This is a genomic window from Pseudomonas sp. LBUM1655, from assembly GCF_059716085.1.
On record NZ_CP166801.1, the window covers coordinates 4,244,054 to 4,258,049 of the forward strand.

The 13,996-nt window shown below is 57.9% G+C and carries 17 protein-coding genes; 9 read left to right on the forward strand and 8 right to left on the reverse strand.

Annotated features, from left to right (window positions below):
* Positions 1-66 precede the first annotated feature (66 nt).
* The 3 genes from ACA074_RS18850 (at position 67) to ppnP (ending at position 2,997) form a co-directional block, all read left to right on the forward strand.
* Positions 67-2,028 carry an acetyl/propionyl/methylcrotonyl-CoA carboxylase subunit alpha gene (locus tag ACA074_RS18850; protein ID WP_497677577.1) on the forward strand — a complete coding sequence of 654 codons (1,962 nt, stop codon included), beginning with the start codon at positions 67-69 and terminating at the stop codon, positions 2,026-2,028.
* 70 nt (positions 2,029-2,098) lie between these two features.
* The gene (locus tag ACA074_RS18855) at positions 2,099-2,641 is read left to right on the forward strand and encodes a 3'-5' exonuclease (RefSeq protein ID WP_497677578.1); all 543 of its coding nucleotides are present in this window, start codon (positions 2,099-2,101) and stop codon (positions 2,639-2,641) included.
* Between the two features lie 71 nt (positions 2,642-2,712).
* The gene (gene ppnP / locus ACA074_RS18860) at positions 2,713-2,997 is read left to right on the forward strand and encodes a pyrimidine/purine nucleoside phosphorylase (RefSeq protein WP_169914502.1); all 285 of its coding nucleotides are present in this window, start codon (positions 2,713-2,715) and stop codon (positions 2,995-2,997) included.
* 75 nt (positions 2,998-3,072) lie between these two features.
* Here the strand turns inward: ppnP and ACA074_RS18865 are convergent, their stop codons facing one another.
* Together ACA074_RS18865 and ACA074_RS18870 are read right to left on the reverse strand one after the other, a co-directional pair.
* Entirely contained in the window at positions 3,073-3,879 is an 807-nt protein-coding gene (locus ACA074_RS18865) for an MOSC domain-containing protein (RefSeq protein ID WP_497677579.1), read from the reverse strand.
* 92 nt (positions 3,880-3,971) lie between these two features.
* The gene (locus ACA074_RS18870; protein ID WP_003226705.1) at positions 3,972-4,907 is read right to left on the reverse strand and encodes a chemotaxis protein CheV; all 936 of its coding nucleotides are present in this window, start codon (positions 4,905-4,907) and stop codon (positions 3,972-3,974) included.
* A 453-nt stretch (positions 4,908-5,360) separates the two neighbouring features.
* On the opposite strand from ACA074_RS18870, the gene ACA074_RS18875 reads away from it, so the two are divergent.
* The 3 genes from ACA074_RS18875 to ACA074_RS18885 all read left to right on the forward strand — a co-directional run bounded on the left by ACA074_RS18875 (position 5,361) and on the right by ACA074_RS18885 (position 7,869).
* A complete protein-coding gene (locus ACA074_RS18875; protein WP_187679547.1) occupies positions 5,361-5,831 on the forward strand; it encodes a hypothetical protein in 471 nt (156 codons plus the stop codon).
* Positions 5,832-6,319: 488 nt separating this feature from the next.
* Positions 6,320-7,213 carry a sensor histidine kinase gene (locus ACA074_RS18880; RefSeq protein WP_401267229.1) on the forward strand — a complete coding sequence of 298 codons (894 nt, stop codon included), beginning with the start codon at positions 6,320-6,322 and terminating at the stop codon, positions 7,211-7,213.
* Complete coding sequence (locus tag ACA074_RS18885) at positions 7,210-7,869, forward strand: response regulator (RefSeq protein WP_187679548.1); 660 nt, start codon at positions 7,210-7,212, stop codon at positions 7,867-7,869. Before ACA074_RS18880 ends, ACA074_RS18885 begins: the two co-directional genes overlap by 4 nt.
* Here ACA074_RS18885 and yegS read toward each other — a convergent pair.
* Entirely contained in the window at positions 7,853-8,770 is a 918-nt protein-coding gene (yegS, locus tag ACA074_RS18890) for a lipid kinase YegS (protein WP_497677580.1), read from the reverse strand. The genes ACA074_RS18885 and yegS overlap by 17 nt on opposite strands.
* 314 nt (positions 8,771-9,084) lie before the next feature.
* On the opposite strand from yegS, the gene ACA074_RS18895 reads away from it, so the two are divergent.
* Entirely contained in the window at positions 9,085-9,393 is a 309-nt protein-coding gene (locus tag ACA074_RS18895; RefSeq protein ID WP_187679575.1) for a hypothetical protein, read from the forward strand.
* A 57-nt stretch (positions 9,394-9,450) separates the two neighbouring features.
* On the opposite strand, the gene ACA074_RS18900 is transcribed toward ACA074_RS18895, so the two are convergent.
* Complete coding sequence (locus ACA074_RS18900) at positions 9,451-10,677, reverse strand: molybdopterin molybdotransferase MoeA (protein ID WP_401267150.1); 1,227 nt, start codon at positions 10,675-10,677, stop codon at positions 9,451-9,453.
* Positions 10,661-11,200: a molybdenum cofactor biosynthesis protein B gene (gene moaB, locus ACA074_RS18905; RefSeq protein ID WP_187679551.1), complete on the reverse strand. Its 540-nt coding sequence runs from the start codon at positions 11,198-11,200 to the stop codon at positions 10,661-10,663. The genes ACA074_RS18900 and moaB overlap by 17 nt, the downstream gene beginning before the upstream one ends.
* Positions 11,201-11,281: 81 nt before the next feature.
* Between moaB and mobA the strand changes: the two genes are divergently transcribed.
* Positions 11,282-11,884, forward strand: a complete 603-nt coding sequence (mobA, locus tag ACA074_RS18910; RefSeq protein WP_187679552.1) for a molybdenum cofactor guanylyltransferase MobA — start codon at positions 11,282-11,284, stop codon at positions 11,882-11,884.
* A gap of 78 nt (positions 11,885-11,962) precedes the next feature.
* Positions 11,963-12,184 (forward strand): YgdI/YgdR family lipoprotein, encoded by a 222-nt coding sequence (locus ACA074_RS18915; RefSeq protein WP_187679553.1) that lies wholly within the window; start codon positions 11,963-11,965, stop codon positions 12,182-12,184.
* Positions 12,185-12,265: 81 nt separating this feature from the next.
* Here ACA074_RS18915 and ACA074_RS18920 read toward each other — a convergent pair whose 3' ends face one another.
* The 3 genes from ACA074_RS18920 to ACA074_RS18930 all read right to left on the reverse strand — a co-directional run bounded on the left by ACA074_RS18920 (position 12,266) and on the right by ACA074_RS18930 (position 13,894).
* The gene (locus ACA074_RS18920; RefSeq protein WP_497677581.1) at positions 12,266-13,156 is read right to left on the reverse strand and encodes a pseudouridine synthase; all 891 of its coding nucleotides are present in this window, start codon (positions 13,154-13,156) and stop codon (positions 12,266-12,268) included.
* A gap of 71 nt (positions 13,157-13,227) precedes the next feature.
* Complete coding sequence (locus ACA074_RS18925; RefSeq protein WP_003226726.1) at positions 13,228-13,545, reverse strand: transcriptional regulator; 318 nt, start codon at positions 13,543-13,545, stop codon at positions 13,228-13,230.
* A gap of 112 nt (positions 13,546-13,657) precedes the next feature.
* Entirely contained in the window at positions 13,658-13,894 is a 237-nt protein-coding gene (locus ACA074_RS18930; protein WP_187679555.1) for a glutaredoxin family protein, read from the reverse strand.
* Positions 13,895-13,996 lie beyond the last annotated feature (102 nt).

Sequence of the window (13,996 nt, forward strand, 5' to 3'; positions counted from 1 at the left end):
CCTGTGGGAGCGGGCTAGCCCGCGAAGAGGCCAGCACATACACCGCAACTTTCGAGGGAACAGCCCATGCCCGCCATCCACAAGATCCTGATCGCCAACCGCGGTGAAATCGCCTGCCGTATCCAGCGCACCGCCCAAGCCCTCGGCTATCGCACCGTCGCCGTCTACAGCGATGCCGACGCCGATGCACTGCACGTGCAAATGGCCGATCAAGCCGTGCACATCGGCCCGGCGCCGGTGCAGCAGTCGTATCTGAACATCCCCGCCATCCTCGACGCGGCTCGACGCAGCGGGGCCGATGCAATCCACCCCGGCTACGGTTTCCTCTCGGAAAACGCCGAATTCGCGCGAACCTGCGAACAGGCCGGGCTGATCTTCATCGGCCCGAGCGCCGCCGCCATCGAACTGATGGGCAGCAAACGCCTGTCGAAACTCGCCATGCTCGATGCCGGCGTACCGTGCATTGCCGGTTATCAAGGTGCAGAACAGGACGACGCAACGTTGCTGCGCGAAGCCGAACGCATCGGATACCCGCTGATGATCAAGGCAAGCGCCGGCGGCGGCGGGCGCGGTATGCGTCTTGTGCACAACGCTGACGAGCTGCCTGCACAACTGCGTACCGCCCGCTCTGAAGCCCTCAATGGATTTGGCAGCGACGAATTGATCCTCGAACAAGCACTGATCGAACCGCGACATGTCGAGGTGCAACTGTTTGGCGATCACCACGGCCACCTGGTCTACCTTGGCGAACGCGACTGCTCGATCCAGCGGCGCCATCAAAAAGTCATTGAAGAAGCGCCCTGCCCGGTCATGACCGCCGAGTTGCGCCAGGCCATGGGCGAAGCGGCGCTCAAGGCTGGGCGCGCGGTGAATTACGTCGGCGCTGGCACCGTGGAGTTCCTGCTCGACGCGCGCGGGCAGTTCTACTTTCTGGAGATGAACACCCGCTTGCAAGTGGAACATCCGGTGACTGAATTGATCACGGGGCTGGATCTGGTCGCCTGGCAATTATCGGTCGCCGAGGGGCAGCCGCTGCCGTTGACCCAGGAGCAAGTGCAACTCCATGGTCATGCGATGGAAGTACGGCTGTACGCCGAAGATCCGACGCAAGATTTTCTCCCGCAAACCGGCCGCATCGAAGCATGGGAACCGGCGCTTGAGCACGGCGCACGAATCGATCACGGCCTGTTCGAAGGGCAATCGGTCAGCCCGTTCTATGACCCGATGCTCGGCAAACTGATCGCTCACGGCGCTACCCGTGAAGAGGCGCGGCGCAAACTGCTGCGTGCGGTGCAGGATAGCGTCCTGCTGGGCGTGCAAAGCAATCAGCGATTACTCGACAACCTGCTGCAACATCCGCAGTTCATCAGTGGCGAATTCAGTACCGGATTCATTCCTCGGCACTTCAGCGATCACCCAAGCCTGCACCCGTACACACCGAGTGCCGAAGAACTGGCCATTGCCGCTGTGCTGTTTTACCAGGCGTCCGCTCGACAGCACCGAGCGCCCTTGAGCCATTGGCGCAACAACGCCAATGTACCGCTGCACTATCGGCTTGGCCTCGATGAGCAGAACTGGACCGTGCAACTGCTCAAGCTCGCGGGAGAGGTGATTCAGGTGCAAACCGCGGAACGGTCCCTTGAACTGAAACTGATTAATCACAGCGAAAAATCGGTCACGCTGGAAATCGACGGCCTGCACCAACGTCACGCCTATCGCCTCGATGTCGGGCAACTCTGGCTGTTCACCCATCCCGGCAGCCTGCGCCTGGAGGATCGAACTCATGCCGTGATCGGCAGTCAGACCAGCGTCAGCTCCGGCACCTTGAAGGCGCCGATGGATGGCGCCATCGTCGACGTACTGGTCAGCGAAGGCAGCGCGGTCAGCAAGGGTCAATTGCTGGTGGTGCTGGAGGCAATGAAAATGGAGCACCCGCTCAAGGCCGGCATCGACGGCGTGCTCAAACGGGTGCAGGTCAAGGTCGGCGATCAGGTAAAAAATCGTCAGGTTCTGTTGCAGGTAGAGTGAGTCGCCAGGCGCAAACGCAGGGTTTGACTACGCTCTGATCTATCAGGACGCGGAAATCAGGAACCCTGCGATGCCCCATTGGCTGGTCATTGATCTGGAAGCCACCACCGACGAGGGTGGCTGGCCGGTTACGGAAATGGAAATCATCGAAATCGGCGCCACGCTGGTCGATCGTGCGGGGCGCGAACAGGATCACTTTCAGCGTTTCGTCAAACCCACACGTCGGCCATTGCTGACGCCGTTTTGTCGTGAACTCACGCACATCACCCAGGCCAATATCGACACGGCGCAGCCTTTGACGGAGGTCTCGCCAGCGTTCGAGCGCTGGCTTGGTCAGCATCAGACACGTCTTGAAGGCTGGGCGAGTTGGGGCGATTACGACCGCAAACAGTTATTGCAGGAATGGCAGCGGCTACAACTTGACAGCGCCTTGAGCCGCGTGCCGCATATGAACCTCAAGCAACGCTTCGCCAAGGCCCGGCGCCTGGAACGGCCATTGGGGCTCAACGGCGCGCTGCAACTGGCCGGCATGCAGTTCAGCGGTCAGCAACATCGGGCGCTGGAGGATGCGCGCAATACCGCACGCTTGCTGCCGCTGGTTCTGCCGCTTTAGGGGCGTGACGGCGTTAATGGCCTTGTGCATACTGGCCGCCCCACTTTTTAGCCCTTTTCGAGGAATCGCCCATGTTTAAAGTCAACGAGTACTTCGACGGTACCGTCAAGTCGATCGCCTTTGGCACTGCTGAAGGTCCGGCGACCATCGGCGTCATGGCTCCGGGCGAATACGAATTCGGCACGGCCCAGCGTGAAATCATGCACGTTGTTTCCGGCGCACTGAGCGTCAAATTGCCCGACAGCAACGATTGGGAAACCTTCGCCGCCGGCAGCCAGTTCAACGTACCGGCCAACAGCAAGTTCCAGCTGAAAGTCGCAGTCGACACCGCTTACCTGTGCGAATACCGCGGCTGAGTCCACGGCTTTCCCCCCGGCGTAATAAAAATGCCCGTGTCCAAAGACACGGGCATTTTTCATTTCAGGGTTGGGTTATTCGAGAATTTCCACCGGCATCCCGACCTCAAGACGACCATTGCTGTCATTCACCAGATTCTGCCCGAACATCGCGCCATCGGCCTGCGCGCGGGTCTTTTGCAGCGTCGCCAGCGGTTCGCGATCAGCGCTGCGCTCGCCGGTTTGCGGGTCGATGGTGGTGAGGATGCAGCGTAAGCACGACTTGACTACGCGGAACTCGACATCGCCAATACGAATACGCTTCCAACTGTCTTCGGCATACGCGTCGCTGCCTTCAATGACCAGATTCGGCCGGAAACGCAGCATTTCCAGCGGCCGTCCGACCTGTTGCGCCAGGTGCTGCAGCGACGCTTCACCGATCAGCAACAACGGAAAACCATCGGCGAATGCGACCTGATCGTCCTCCTTGCCATAACCAGCCTGCGTCGTACGCGCACGGTCAAGTGGCACCTGCACCAGACGGGTCGGCTTACCGATGAAATCGCTGACCCACTTCGCTGCGTCATCGCCAGCGTCCGGCACCCGCAAGGTGTCACGCCAAATGGTCACGCCACGCAGTTCGGCACCGCTGTCCGGCACGGCGATTTCAATGGACGCATGCGAAGGTGCGCTGAGCGTCAGTCCGCCGTGGGCATTCCACAGTGCCGACAACTGGCTCATCTTCGCTTCTGCGCGCTGAGTCAGGAAACGCCCGCTGGCTTCGTCCACCAGCATCCAGCGTCGATCACCCTCAAGCCCCAGCTTGTCCAGGCTGATCCCTTGCAGAACCTCGCCTTTGCCGGATTTCAACGGGTAACGATAAAGCGCGCTCAGACGCAGCATGGCCAGCTCCCTGATGGGTAAAAAACGCCACCCTATACGAGCTTCATCAACGAATCAAAGGCTGACATGAAGTCAGCCTTTGAGCAGGGCGATCAGGCCGGCACTTCATCGAGCATCAGACGCTGGCGAACCACATCGACCAGTTTGTCCGGCTGGAACTTGGAGAGGAAATTGTCGCAGCCGACCTTCTTCACCATAGAGTCGTTGAAACTGCCTGACAGCGAGGTATGCAACACCACGTACAGCCCACGCAGGCGTGGATCGTTGCGGATTTCGGTGGTCAGGCGATAGCCGTCCATCTCCGGCATTTCCGCGTCGGTGAACACCATCAGCAGTTTGTCGGTCATGTTCACGCCGGTGTCGGCCCAGGCCTTGAGCATGTTCAGCGCCTTCAGGCCATCGCTGGCAATGTGCATTTTCACGCCGAGCTGGCCAAGCGTGTCACGCAATTGCGAGAGTGCCACGTTGGAGTCGTCCACCAGCAGCACTTCTCGGCCACGGGCACGTTCCAGCACCGGATCATCGAGCTTGTCGCGCGATACCTTGGCGTTGTACGGAACGATTTCGGCGAGCACTTTTTCGACGTCGATGATTTCCACCAACTGATCGTCAACTTTGCTGATCGCAGTCAGATAATGCTGGCGGCCAGCACTGGTTGGCGGCGGTAGAATGGCTTCCCAGTTCATGTTGACGATGCGATCCACACCACCGACGAGGAAGGCCTGCACCGAGCGGTTGTACTCAGTGACGATGATGGTGCTGTTCGGACCGGGTACCAGTGGACGCATGCCGATCGCTTGCGAAAGGTCGATCACCGGCAAGGTCTGCCCGCGCAGATTGACCACACCGCAGACAAACGGGTGACGCTGAGGCATGAGGGTCAACTTTGGCAGTTGCAGAACCTCCTGAACCTTGAACACGTTGATCGCGAACAATTGCCGTCCGGCCAGGCGGAACATGAGAATTTCCAGGCGATTCTCACCCACCAGTTGCGTGCGTTGGTCTACCGTGTCGAGAATGCCGGCCATCAATGACTCCTGGGGTTGTTCTGATGAATTCACTAAGAGGTGTTATCGGCTGTAAATGCCGAATCTTGATCCCCGCAGAAATCACTATCAAAATGCCACATCAGGGCATTGATGTCACATTAACATCATGCTTTACTGGCCCCGTGTTTTTCATCTGCTAAAGTCTTCGCGGCGCGACCTCGGTTTGCACGGTAGGTTCCCGCGCCTAAGGGATTCCCCTAGTAACAATCAGGCCCAACCTGATATTCGCAATATCCAATAGCCATTAATGTGACGCCATTCTCATTGCATGAACGGAGTCAGGCTATTGTGTGCGATCGCAGTTCAGCGGAAACAAACCCTCTGGAACCTCTCAGCCTGTGTACCTGCACGTCTGGGCGCGATCTCCCGACGATTCACGATCGTCGTCACACACGGCATTCCCTCATCAGACATGACGTTGTGGAGATAAGCATGCCAATCGACCGTAAAGAGTGGGCGCAACGGTTCCCCGAATTTCTTGTCGAAGCTGAAACGCTCCTGGCCAAGTCCGAAGAATGCCTCAGTCATCTGCAACTGATCAGCAACGACAAGGACGCCATCGACTGCATGCTCAGCACGCTCCTCAAGCTTGCCAGCAGAGCTGAAGCCCTGGCGCTTGAAGCGATTTCCGAGTTTTCCCTGCATATTTACGGCTTGCTCAATCTGGCTCAGGACCACGTCGACCTGCACCAACAGGCCCTGGATGCATTGAAGGATTGCTTCACACTGATGGCCTGGCAACTTGAACTGGTCGACCAGAACACCGGACAACTGAGCCTCGATAACAGTGAACAAACCTTGCTGATCGAGGCCTTCGCCTTTCAAGTTGGTCAACCCGAGTTTCAACCAGCGCTCACAGCCAAACGCTTGCCCCTCTTGTCCTTTTCGGAGCGCCAGGCCTGATAGGGTGTGATCCACCGCTGACAAGATCGCCGTTCGCATCGTCCAATGTCGCAATTGAACAGTTCATACCTGCCAGCGACAAATCGAATTAAATAATCACACCTGACAGAGGCGAATATTTCCAGCCGGGCTCAGGGTTTGCCTGTGTCTAAAGAACCCAACTTCAGGCAACACCGATATCTATCGATGACAATAAATCGATTTCCCCCAGTTATGGAACTCGCGTCCAACATGGCGTATTTGCTGGCTCATTGGACATATATAGCGAACGCGACCAACGGTATCTTAAGTGGTATTATGCCGCCCACTAGTTGCCTTCTAGTTAATGGCACAGTGACTTCAGAGAAAGACATCTACGAAGTTGGCAGTCAAAATACGTACACTGAACCACGTTGAATTCAATAACATAATTGACAGCATTTTCAGACAGGGACCCGCCAGCCACCGGCCGGTCTGCCCGCAGCGAAAATCCATTGGCTCCATCCGTTATGTACGCCAGCCTCAAGTCGATCACAACATGGCCACCCTCCCGGGAAAATGCACGCCGGTTCACGCTCATACTGTGTATCGCGGCCACACTTGGCAGCCTGCTGACCTATGGTTTTTCCACACAGATCGGCCTGGGACTGTTGCTGCTGAACATCGCCGCCACCGCCTGCGTCTGGGTGCAATATCGGCTGTCGCGCAAATCGATCAAATTCCAGCCGCAAGAACTCGCTGACCGCCTGCTGGAAGTCCAGGAAAACGAACGCCATCGCCTCAGCCGTGAGCTGCACGACGATATCGGCCAACTGCTGACGGCCGCCAAACTTCAGAGCGACTGGCTTAAACGGCGCATGCCGGAAGACTTGCAGGAGCAATGCACGGCGCTTTGCGACACCCTAGAAGAAACATTGAACAAGGTGCGCGATGTCTCGGCCATTCTCAATCCACGTCAACTGACCAGCCTCGGTCTTGAGGCCAGCCTGCGTGCGCACCTGCTCAAGACTTTGACCAACACCAGCGTGCACTGGAGTCTCGATTGCCAGCAGCGCCTGAACGGCATTCCGGAAGAAATGGCGGTCGCCGCCTTTCGCATTACCCAAGAGGCCGTGACCAATATCCTGCGACACGCGCAGGCAAGAAATCTGTTGATACGCGTGCAACGCCTGCCAAAAGGCCTGACATTGTTGATCAGCGATGACGGAAAGGGATTCGCTCCGGCCGCGAATCCGGGTCGTGAAGGACAACGCGGCATGGCCGGGATGGCCGAACGGATCGAACAATTGGGTGGCACCCTGAGCGTCATTAGCGAACCGGGCAAAGGCACTCAAATCGAAGCACTTTTCCCCTGGGCGCCCCGCGCACTCGAGCGGGCCAGTACGAATAAGGTTATGCGTTGACTTGTAACTTACTTCTGGTGGATGACCACTCGCTGATCAGGGCCGGCGTGCGCGCTCTGGTGCTGGATATTCCCGGTTACGCGGTGATTGGCGAGGCCAACGACGGCTCGCAGTTGCTCGAGATGGTCGAGCAACTGAGCCCCGATATCGTGCTGCTGGACATATCCATGAAGGAAACCGGCGGCCTGGAAGCCCTGCAGCGGCTCAAGCGGGTGCGTCCGCAGAGCAAAGTGCTGATCCTGTCGATGCACACGGACCCCGCGCTGATCATGCAGGCGCTGGAATCCGGCGCCCACGGTTATCTGCTCAAGGACACCACCGCCACCGAACTCGAGCACGCGCTGGAAGCCTTGCGCAACAACGAGCGTTACTTGAGTCCGGCCATCGCCCACACCGTGATCACCCAAGCGCTGACCCGCAATCAGAAGCAACAGCCGGAAATCGCCGACTCGCACAATCTGACCGCCCGACAGTTGGAAATCCTGCGCTTGATCGTGCGGGGCAAATCGACCCGGGAAATTGCCAACGGCCTGGGCTTGAGCATCAAGACCGTCGAGACCCACCGCTCGCAAATCATGAAGCGTCTGCAAATCTACGATGTGGCAGGCCTGGTACTGTTCGCCGTACGCGAACAGATCATCAGTCTGGACGACTGAGAGGCTGCTTGACGGTCAACAGAGGCGAGTCCTTCGGCAGGTGCACCTGCAACGCCGCAGGCCTTGCCTCGAATCGCATGCTTTCGCCTTCCAGCGGTTCACCATCAAGATTAATGTACAGCCCCTCGGCGACCTTGATTTCGACCCACGGCAAACGGGTTCGCACAAACATGTTGTCGATGCCAAAACCGTCGCTCAGCAGACTCTTCAACGTGCCGACCAGCTCCTGTGGCGCTGGCAAGATGCTGACATCCAGTAATCCGTCGTCGGCCAGTGCCTGCGGACACAGCACATGCCCGCCTCCCGCCTGACGACCATTACCGATCCCCAATGCCAGCAGCTCACCGCTCCAGTGAAAATCAGGCCCCTGCAGCTCGCCATATGCGGCATGTAACTCGCTGAATCGTGACAGACCGGTGAACAGATAGGCCGCACCGCCCAGCACTTTCTTCAGATCCTCTGAAGTATTGGCCGTGACCTGACTGCCAAAACCACCGGTGGCCATGTTGAGAAAAATCTGCCCGCCCACTTCACCCAGATCAATATCACGCGCGGGTACATCGAGAAGCTCAAGCGCCTCGGCCGGCTCCAGCGGGATTCCCGCTGCGCGGGAAAAATCGTTGGCAGTCCCCAAGGGCAAAAGTACCAGACTGGCTTTCCCCGGATGCGCCGCGAGAGCCTCGGCGATATCGCGCAAAGTGCCGTCTCCGCCACCGGCAATGATCTGCCGATAGCCATCCGCCAGCGCTTGCTCCACCCATCGTTGGGCATCGCCTGCCTCCCACGTCAGACGCACTGCCAATTCCCAGCCTTGCTTGCGTTTGTCCTCGACTGCGGCGCGAACCGCCTCGTTGAGTGCCTGCTTGCCATGCAGAATCAACAGTGCCCGGCGTTCACTCATAGCGTCACTCCCTGAATTGAATCGGTTGAAACATCTTGACCGCAGCGGCACCTAAAAAAGCCGCAAGAATGACAATTAATTCAAGCGACCGGACGAGGCGTCTTACACAGCGGTATTTTTTCTTACAAAACAAGAGGAATCGGCTTAATTGACCAAGCTCGGCCATTGGTTCACCGTGTGTCGGCGGTATCAATCATCCCAATAACACAAGGACGTGCATGTAATGAGTCGATACACCCCGAGTTTTTTTAACAGCTCGACAGATGGAAAAGGTTACTGGCTTCTATCCGAAACAGCCGCTGTTGGATTTTTCCATGCAGAGCCTTGAAGCCAGAATGCCAGTGAGTCCGGTTGGCCCTCTCGCCGAAAGTCGCGCGAACCCCAAGTCCGAGTTCAAAAGCAACGCCAAGACCACTGGAGAAGTTGATATGGAACCTCGTGTTACCGAGCTGGAAACCCACCTCAAATACATTCGACGGGACATGGACGAAGTTCGTAGTGACGTCAGAACAATCAAACACCGTCTTGCCTATTCGGCGGGTGCAACAGCAGTAGTACTGGCTCTGCTGGGTTGGGTGGCCAATAGCCGATTCGACCAGCTTGTTACGCTGATCAGCCATTGACTCAGAGAAACATTGCAGGCATCGACTGTTTCAGCCGACGCCTGCATTTACGCTCGATCAGCCCAGTAGATCACTCAGTGGAATGAAAACGACCTCATCCCCTACATTCAGAGTGCGGCCTTCCAGCACTTCAACCAATCCATCTGCCCACGCGGCACTGCGCAGCACACCGGAACTCTGGTTGCGATAGATCGTCGCTCGCCCTTGCTCGAGACGCCCACGCAGGTATTCACGGCGATTGCCGGCAACCGGCCAGGTGAAGCCTGCCGGCACCGGGAACTTCAGAGGCTCGACATCCCGCACTCCCTGCCGGCGCAACAGGTAGGGGCGAGCCAGCAGAGCAAAGGTCACCAACGTCGACGCCGGGTTACCAGGCAAGCCGATGACCGGCACATTGCGGAAATGTCCGAATGTCAGCGGTTTTCCGGGCTTGATGGCCAGTTTCCAAAGGGCCAGTTCGCCCTCTTCTCGCAGGGCAATACCCAGAAAATCCGCTTCACCTACTGATACACCACCGGTGGAAAGTATCAGATCAACATTCTGCAACTCACCGAGCCGGGCACGGGTGGTGGCAAGGTCATCAGGAAGAATGCCAGCGTCGATCACTTCACAGCCCAGACGCAGTAACCAGCTGCACAGCAACACCCGATTACTGTTGTAAATCTGCCCCGGCCCCAATGGCTGACCCGGTTCGACCAGTTCGTCGCCAGTAGAAATCACCGCAACTCGAACCTTGCGCACAACTTTCAGCCCGGCGCAGCCCAGCGACGCGGACAAGCCTTGTTCAATCGGACCAAGTCGCGTTCCGGCGGGAAGTATCAGTTCCCCGACGGTTGTTTCCTGGCCCTGGGGTCGAATGTTCTGCCCGATCTTCAGAGCTTCAACGAAACGCACGCTTCCATCGGACTGAACGTCAGCGTTTTCCTGCATTTCCACGCAATTGGCACCGGGTGGTATCGGCGCCCCCGTGAAGATTCGCGCACAGGTACCGGGTTTCAAAGCTTCCGGAGACTGCCCGGCAAACACCTTTTGACTAACCGGCAGCGGTTCGCCCGCCCAGTCCGAGAGGTTCAAGGCATATCCGTCCATGGCACTGTTGGGCCAAGGTGGCAGATCCAGGGTCGAAAACAGATCTTCGGCCAGTACCCGACCCTCGACCTGAGCCAGTGGCAAATATTCGTGCTCGACGATTGGCGAGGCCTCGGCCATTTCCAGCAGTCGCGCCAGCGCCACTTCGACGGGCATCAACGAGCCCGTCTTGCCCGGCTTACCCACGGGATTCACAAGGCGCTGCCTGTTTCAGATGAGGAACGAAATTGCACGGACGGTGACGAGCGTCCAGTTGCTCACCCAAAATCCCATCCCACCCCGTACGCACGGCATTGGTCGAACCCGGCAAGCAGCAAACCAGCGTTCCATTGGCCAGACCGGCCAGCGCTCGGGATTGCACGGTCGAGGTGCCGATATCGGCCACCGATATCTGCCGGAACAACTCCCCAAACCCATCCACTTGCTTGTCGAGCAGACACGTGACGGCTTCAGGGGTGCTGTCGCGGCCCGTGAACCCGGTGCCACCGGTGATCAGCACCACCTGTACGACATCGTCGGCAATCCAGTTGGCGACTTGCGCGCGAATTTTGTAGAGGTCATCTTTGAGCAGGACCCGCGCTGCCAGATTGTGGCCGGCGGCCGCCAGTCGGTCGACGAAGACCTGGCCTGAAGTGTCGGTTTCCAGGGTTCGGGTATCGCTGACAGTCAGAACCGCAATATTGAGCGGCACGAAAGGTACATCAGCCTTGGCTTTCATAGGCTCTTCCAGTTGTAGGGAAAACAGCCTGGTGTTATATCACAGCGCCCCCTTTTTTCGCCGCCCCTCCGGAGAGCTGCCATGACCTTTGACACGCAACTGCCGCCCTGCTCCATCTTGCTTTTGGCGGGTGGACGCGGGCAACGCATGGGCGGTCAGGACAAAGGTCTGGTGGAGTGGCTGGGCGAGCCGTTGATTGCGCATCTACAGCGCAAGACCCGTCCGCTCACCGATGACCTGATCATCTCCTGCAACCGTAATCGTGAGCGTTACGCGCCGTTCGCCGATCAGTTGGTGGTGGACGACGAGGGTGACTTTCCCGGTCCGTTGGCCGGTATTCGCGCCGGCCTGAAAGCCGCACGCCATTCGCATCTGTTGGTATTGCCCTGCGATGTCCCGCGTATTGATGGTGCGTTGCTACAAAGCATGCGCGAGACCGCGAATCTGCATCATGACAAACCATTAATGTTGCGCCATGACGAGCACTGGGAACCGTTGTTGTGCGTGATCCCGGTCGCCCTCTTACCGGCCTTCGAAGACGCATGGAATGCCGGGGAACGCAGCCCCGGGCGGGTCATGCGCGGTCTCGGCGCCACCGCGCTGCACTGTCCCGACAACGACCCACGGCTGGCCAACCTGAACACCCCCGACCTGTTAAATGCGCACAACACTGTGTCAGACTGACACTATTCAAGGAACTCTCACGCCTTGTATACGTCTCAAGCTCAGTAACCAAAAGAATTCCCATTCGGAGACACACTCATGACTCAACGGACCCTCGCCACTTTCATGCTCGCACTGGGCCTAGCTACCCTCGCCGGTTGCTCGTCGCCAACAGTGATCACCTTGAATGACGGTCGCGAAATCCAGGCCGTCGACACCCCGCAATACGATGATGATTCGGGCTTCTACGAGTTCAAACAGCTCGACGGCAAAGAAACCCGCATCAACAAGGATCAGGTTCGTACCGTTAAAGAGTTGTAAGCTCTGGGTCGACACCGGATACAGAAAAGCCCGCATAGATATGCGGGCTTTTTCATGGGCGCTCGAAAAATGGCACCGATGTCACCATTGCAGGGTGATGCGACTTTCGAATTCACGTTCCTCACCGGTCACCGGATCGATAAAGCGCAGCCCTTGTGCCAGTAATTTGAGTGGATTGGCGTAGTCATCCTCGACGTCTTTCAGTGCATCCGGGTAAAACGGATCGTTGCAGATGCTCGCCCCCAACGCGGTCATGTGCACGCGCAGTTGATGTTTCTTGCCGGTCACCGGATACAGGCCGTAGCGCCAGAGATCGCCGTTCTTTTCCCGGACTTCCACAGCCGTTTCGGTGTTGCTGACGCCCGGCCCCTCCTGCATACGGAAAAAAGGCTCGCCATCAATAAGGCGGCTTTTGTGCACCAAGGGGAAACTGAGTTCAGGCAATGCCGGGGCAATCGCTTCATAGCGCTTGTCGATCTGCCGTGTCGGGAACAGCGACTGATACGCGGAACGGGTTTGCGGATTAGCCGAGAAGATCACCAGCCCCGCCGTATGCCGGTCGATCCGGTGCAGCGGCACCAGATGAGGATTGTCCAGCCGACGAATCAGCCTGCGCAGCAAGGTTTGTTCGACATACTCGCCGGCCGGGGTCACCGGGAGAAAGTGAGGTTTGTCAGCCACCACCAGATGTTCGTCGGCATAAAGAATCGACTCGACCATCGGTATCGGTTTTTCGTCCGGCACTTCGCGAAAGTAGTGAATCCGCAGGCCTTCCTTGTAGGGCAAGTCCAACGCAATCGGCTGACCTTGGCCATCCAGCACCCGCCCCCGGGCAATCCGGTCCAGCCACTGCTCGCGCCCAATGGCACTGAAATGCTCGCACAAACAATCAAGTACGGTCAGCCAAGTACCCGGCGGCAGGTACAGTGTGCTGGCCTGATTCTGTGCAGCGGAAAATGTTGATGTGGACATACGGAAACTCGAACCATTAAAGCAGTCCGGCATTATCCAACACTGAGGGAAACGAACCTAGCGCTGAATCCTCAGGCGGGAATCGACTTGAGCGCCGCCGCCTCGGTGAATTCCTTGAGCCAGCGCAACACGTCGACCGCCTCCCAGCGTCCCGGGTCGTACAAGGCGTAGAGCAAACCCTGATAACCGACCACGTCCAACTGCTTGTGATAACCGGCGCGCTGAAACAGGGCTTCGATCTCGGCAAAACAGGTATTGAAATGCAGTTTGTTGAATGGCGTCTTGCCCTCCGTGACCAACCCGTCCAGGCGCAATTCGAGAACGGCCTCGCGCACCACATCAACCGACATCCGGTTAACGCTGTTCTTCAACTGTTCGACATTGACCACGGTTCATCCCTCTGACCCAATTACTGTATGAACATACAGTAACCGAACAAACCGGGAAGTGCCAAGGGCTTGATGCGCGTGAGCGACCAGCGGGATGCAGCACGAAAGCTGATTAACGGAGAAACGCCACGACCTCATCGGCGCTGAACGGCCAGTCCAGTTCCGCCCCGGTATCGATTCGACGCAGTACTGGAATCCGCAGGCTGTAAGCCTCAAACCAGTGCTCGTCCTCGGCGATATCAACCAGCTCAACGAGCAAGCCGTGCTCGACAAAGGGCATCAGTTCAGCTTCCGCGACTTCACACAGATGACACCCCAAGGTGCCGAACAGCTGACATTCAGGAGGCATGATGGCTTCGACCAGAAATAAGTGCGCTTATTCTATGCCGCCCCTGAAAACCCGTCGAGCCACCGCAGCCCGAAGGCTTAAGCGTATTTGTGGCGTTTCACT

What these genes read in the sequence shown, in the direction of transcription:
- ACA074_RS18850 (WP_497677577.1), top strand. Translation starts at nt 67, where the DNA reads ATGCCCGCCATCCACAAGATCCTGATCGCCAACCGCGGTGAAATCGCC.
- ACA074_RS18855 (WP_497677578.1), top strand. Translation starts at nt 2,099, where the DNA reads ATGCCCCATTGGCTGGTCATTGATCTGGAAGCCACCACCGACGAGGGT.
- ppnP (WP_169914502.1), top strand. Translation starts at nt 2,713, where the DNA reads ATGTTTAAAGTCAACGAGTACTTCGACGGTACCGTCAAGTCGATCGCC.
- ACA074_RS18865 (WP_497677579.1), bottom strand. Translation starts at nt 3,879, where the DNA reads ATGCTGCGTCTGAGCGCGCTTTATCGTTACCCGTTGAAATCCGGCAAA.
- ACA074_RS18870 (WP_003226705.1), bottom strand. Translation starts at nt 4,907, where the DNA reads ATGGCCGGCATTCTCGACACGGTAGACCAACGCACGCAACTGGTGGGT.
- ACA074_RS18875 (WP_187679547.1), top strand. Translation starts at nt 5,361, where the DNA reads ATGCCAATCGACCGTAAAGAGTGGGCGCAACGGTTCCCCGAATTTCTT.
- ACA074_RS18880 (WP_401267229.1), top strand. Translation starts at nt 6,320, where the DNA reads ATGTACGCCAGCCTCAAGTCGATCACAACATGGCCACCCTCCCGGGAA.
- yegS (WP_497677580.1), bottom strand. Translation starts at nt 8,770, where the DNA reads ATGAGTGAACGCCGGGCACTGTTGATTCTGCATGGCAAGCAGGCACTC.
- ACA074_RS18895 (WP_187679575.1), top strand. Translation starts at nt 9,085, where the DNA reads ATGCAGAGCCTTGAAGCCAGAATGCCAGTGAGTCCGGTTGGCCCTCTC.
- moaB (WP_187679551.1), bottom strand. Translation starts at nt 11,200, where the DNA reads ATGAAAGCCAAGGCTGATGTACCTTTCGTGCCGCTCAATATTGCGGTT.
- mobA (WP_187679552.1), top strand. Translation starts at nt 11,282, where the DNA reads ATGACCTTTGACACGCAACTGCCGCCCTGCTCCATCTTGCTTTTGGCG.
- ACA074_RS18915 (WP_187679553.1), top strand. Translation starts at nt 11,963, where the DNA reads ATGACTCAACGGACCCTCGCCACTTTCATGCTCGCACTGGGCCTAGCT.
- ACA074_RS18920 (WP_497677581.1), bottom strand. Translation starts at nt 13,156, where the DNA reads ATGTCCACATCAACATTTTCCGCTGCACAGAATCAGGCCAGCACACTG.
- ACA074_RS18930 (WP_187679555.1), bottom strand. Translation starts at nt 13,894, where the DNA reads ATGCCTCCTGAATGTCAGCTGTTCGGCACCTTGGGGTGTCATCTGTGT.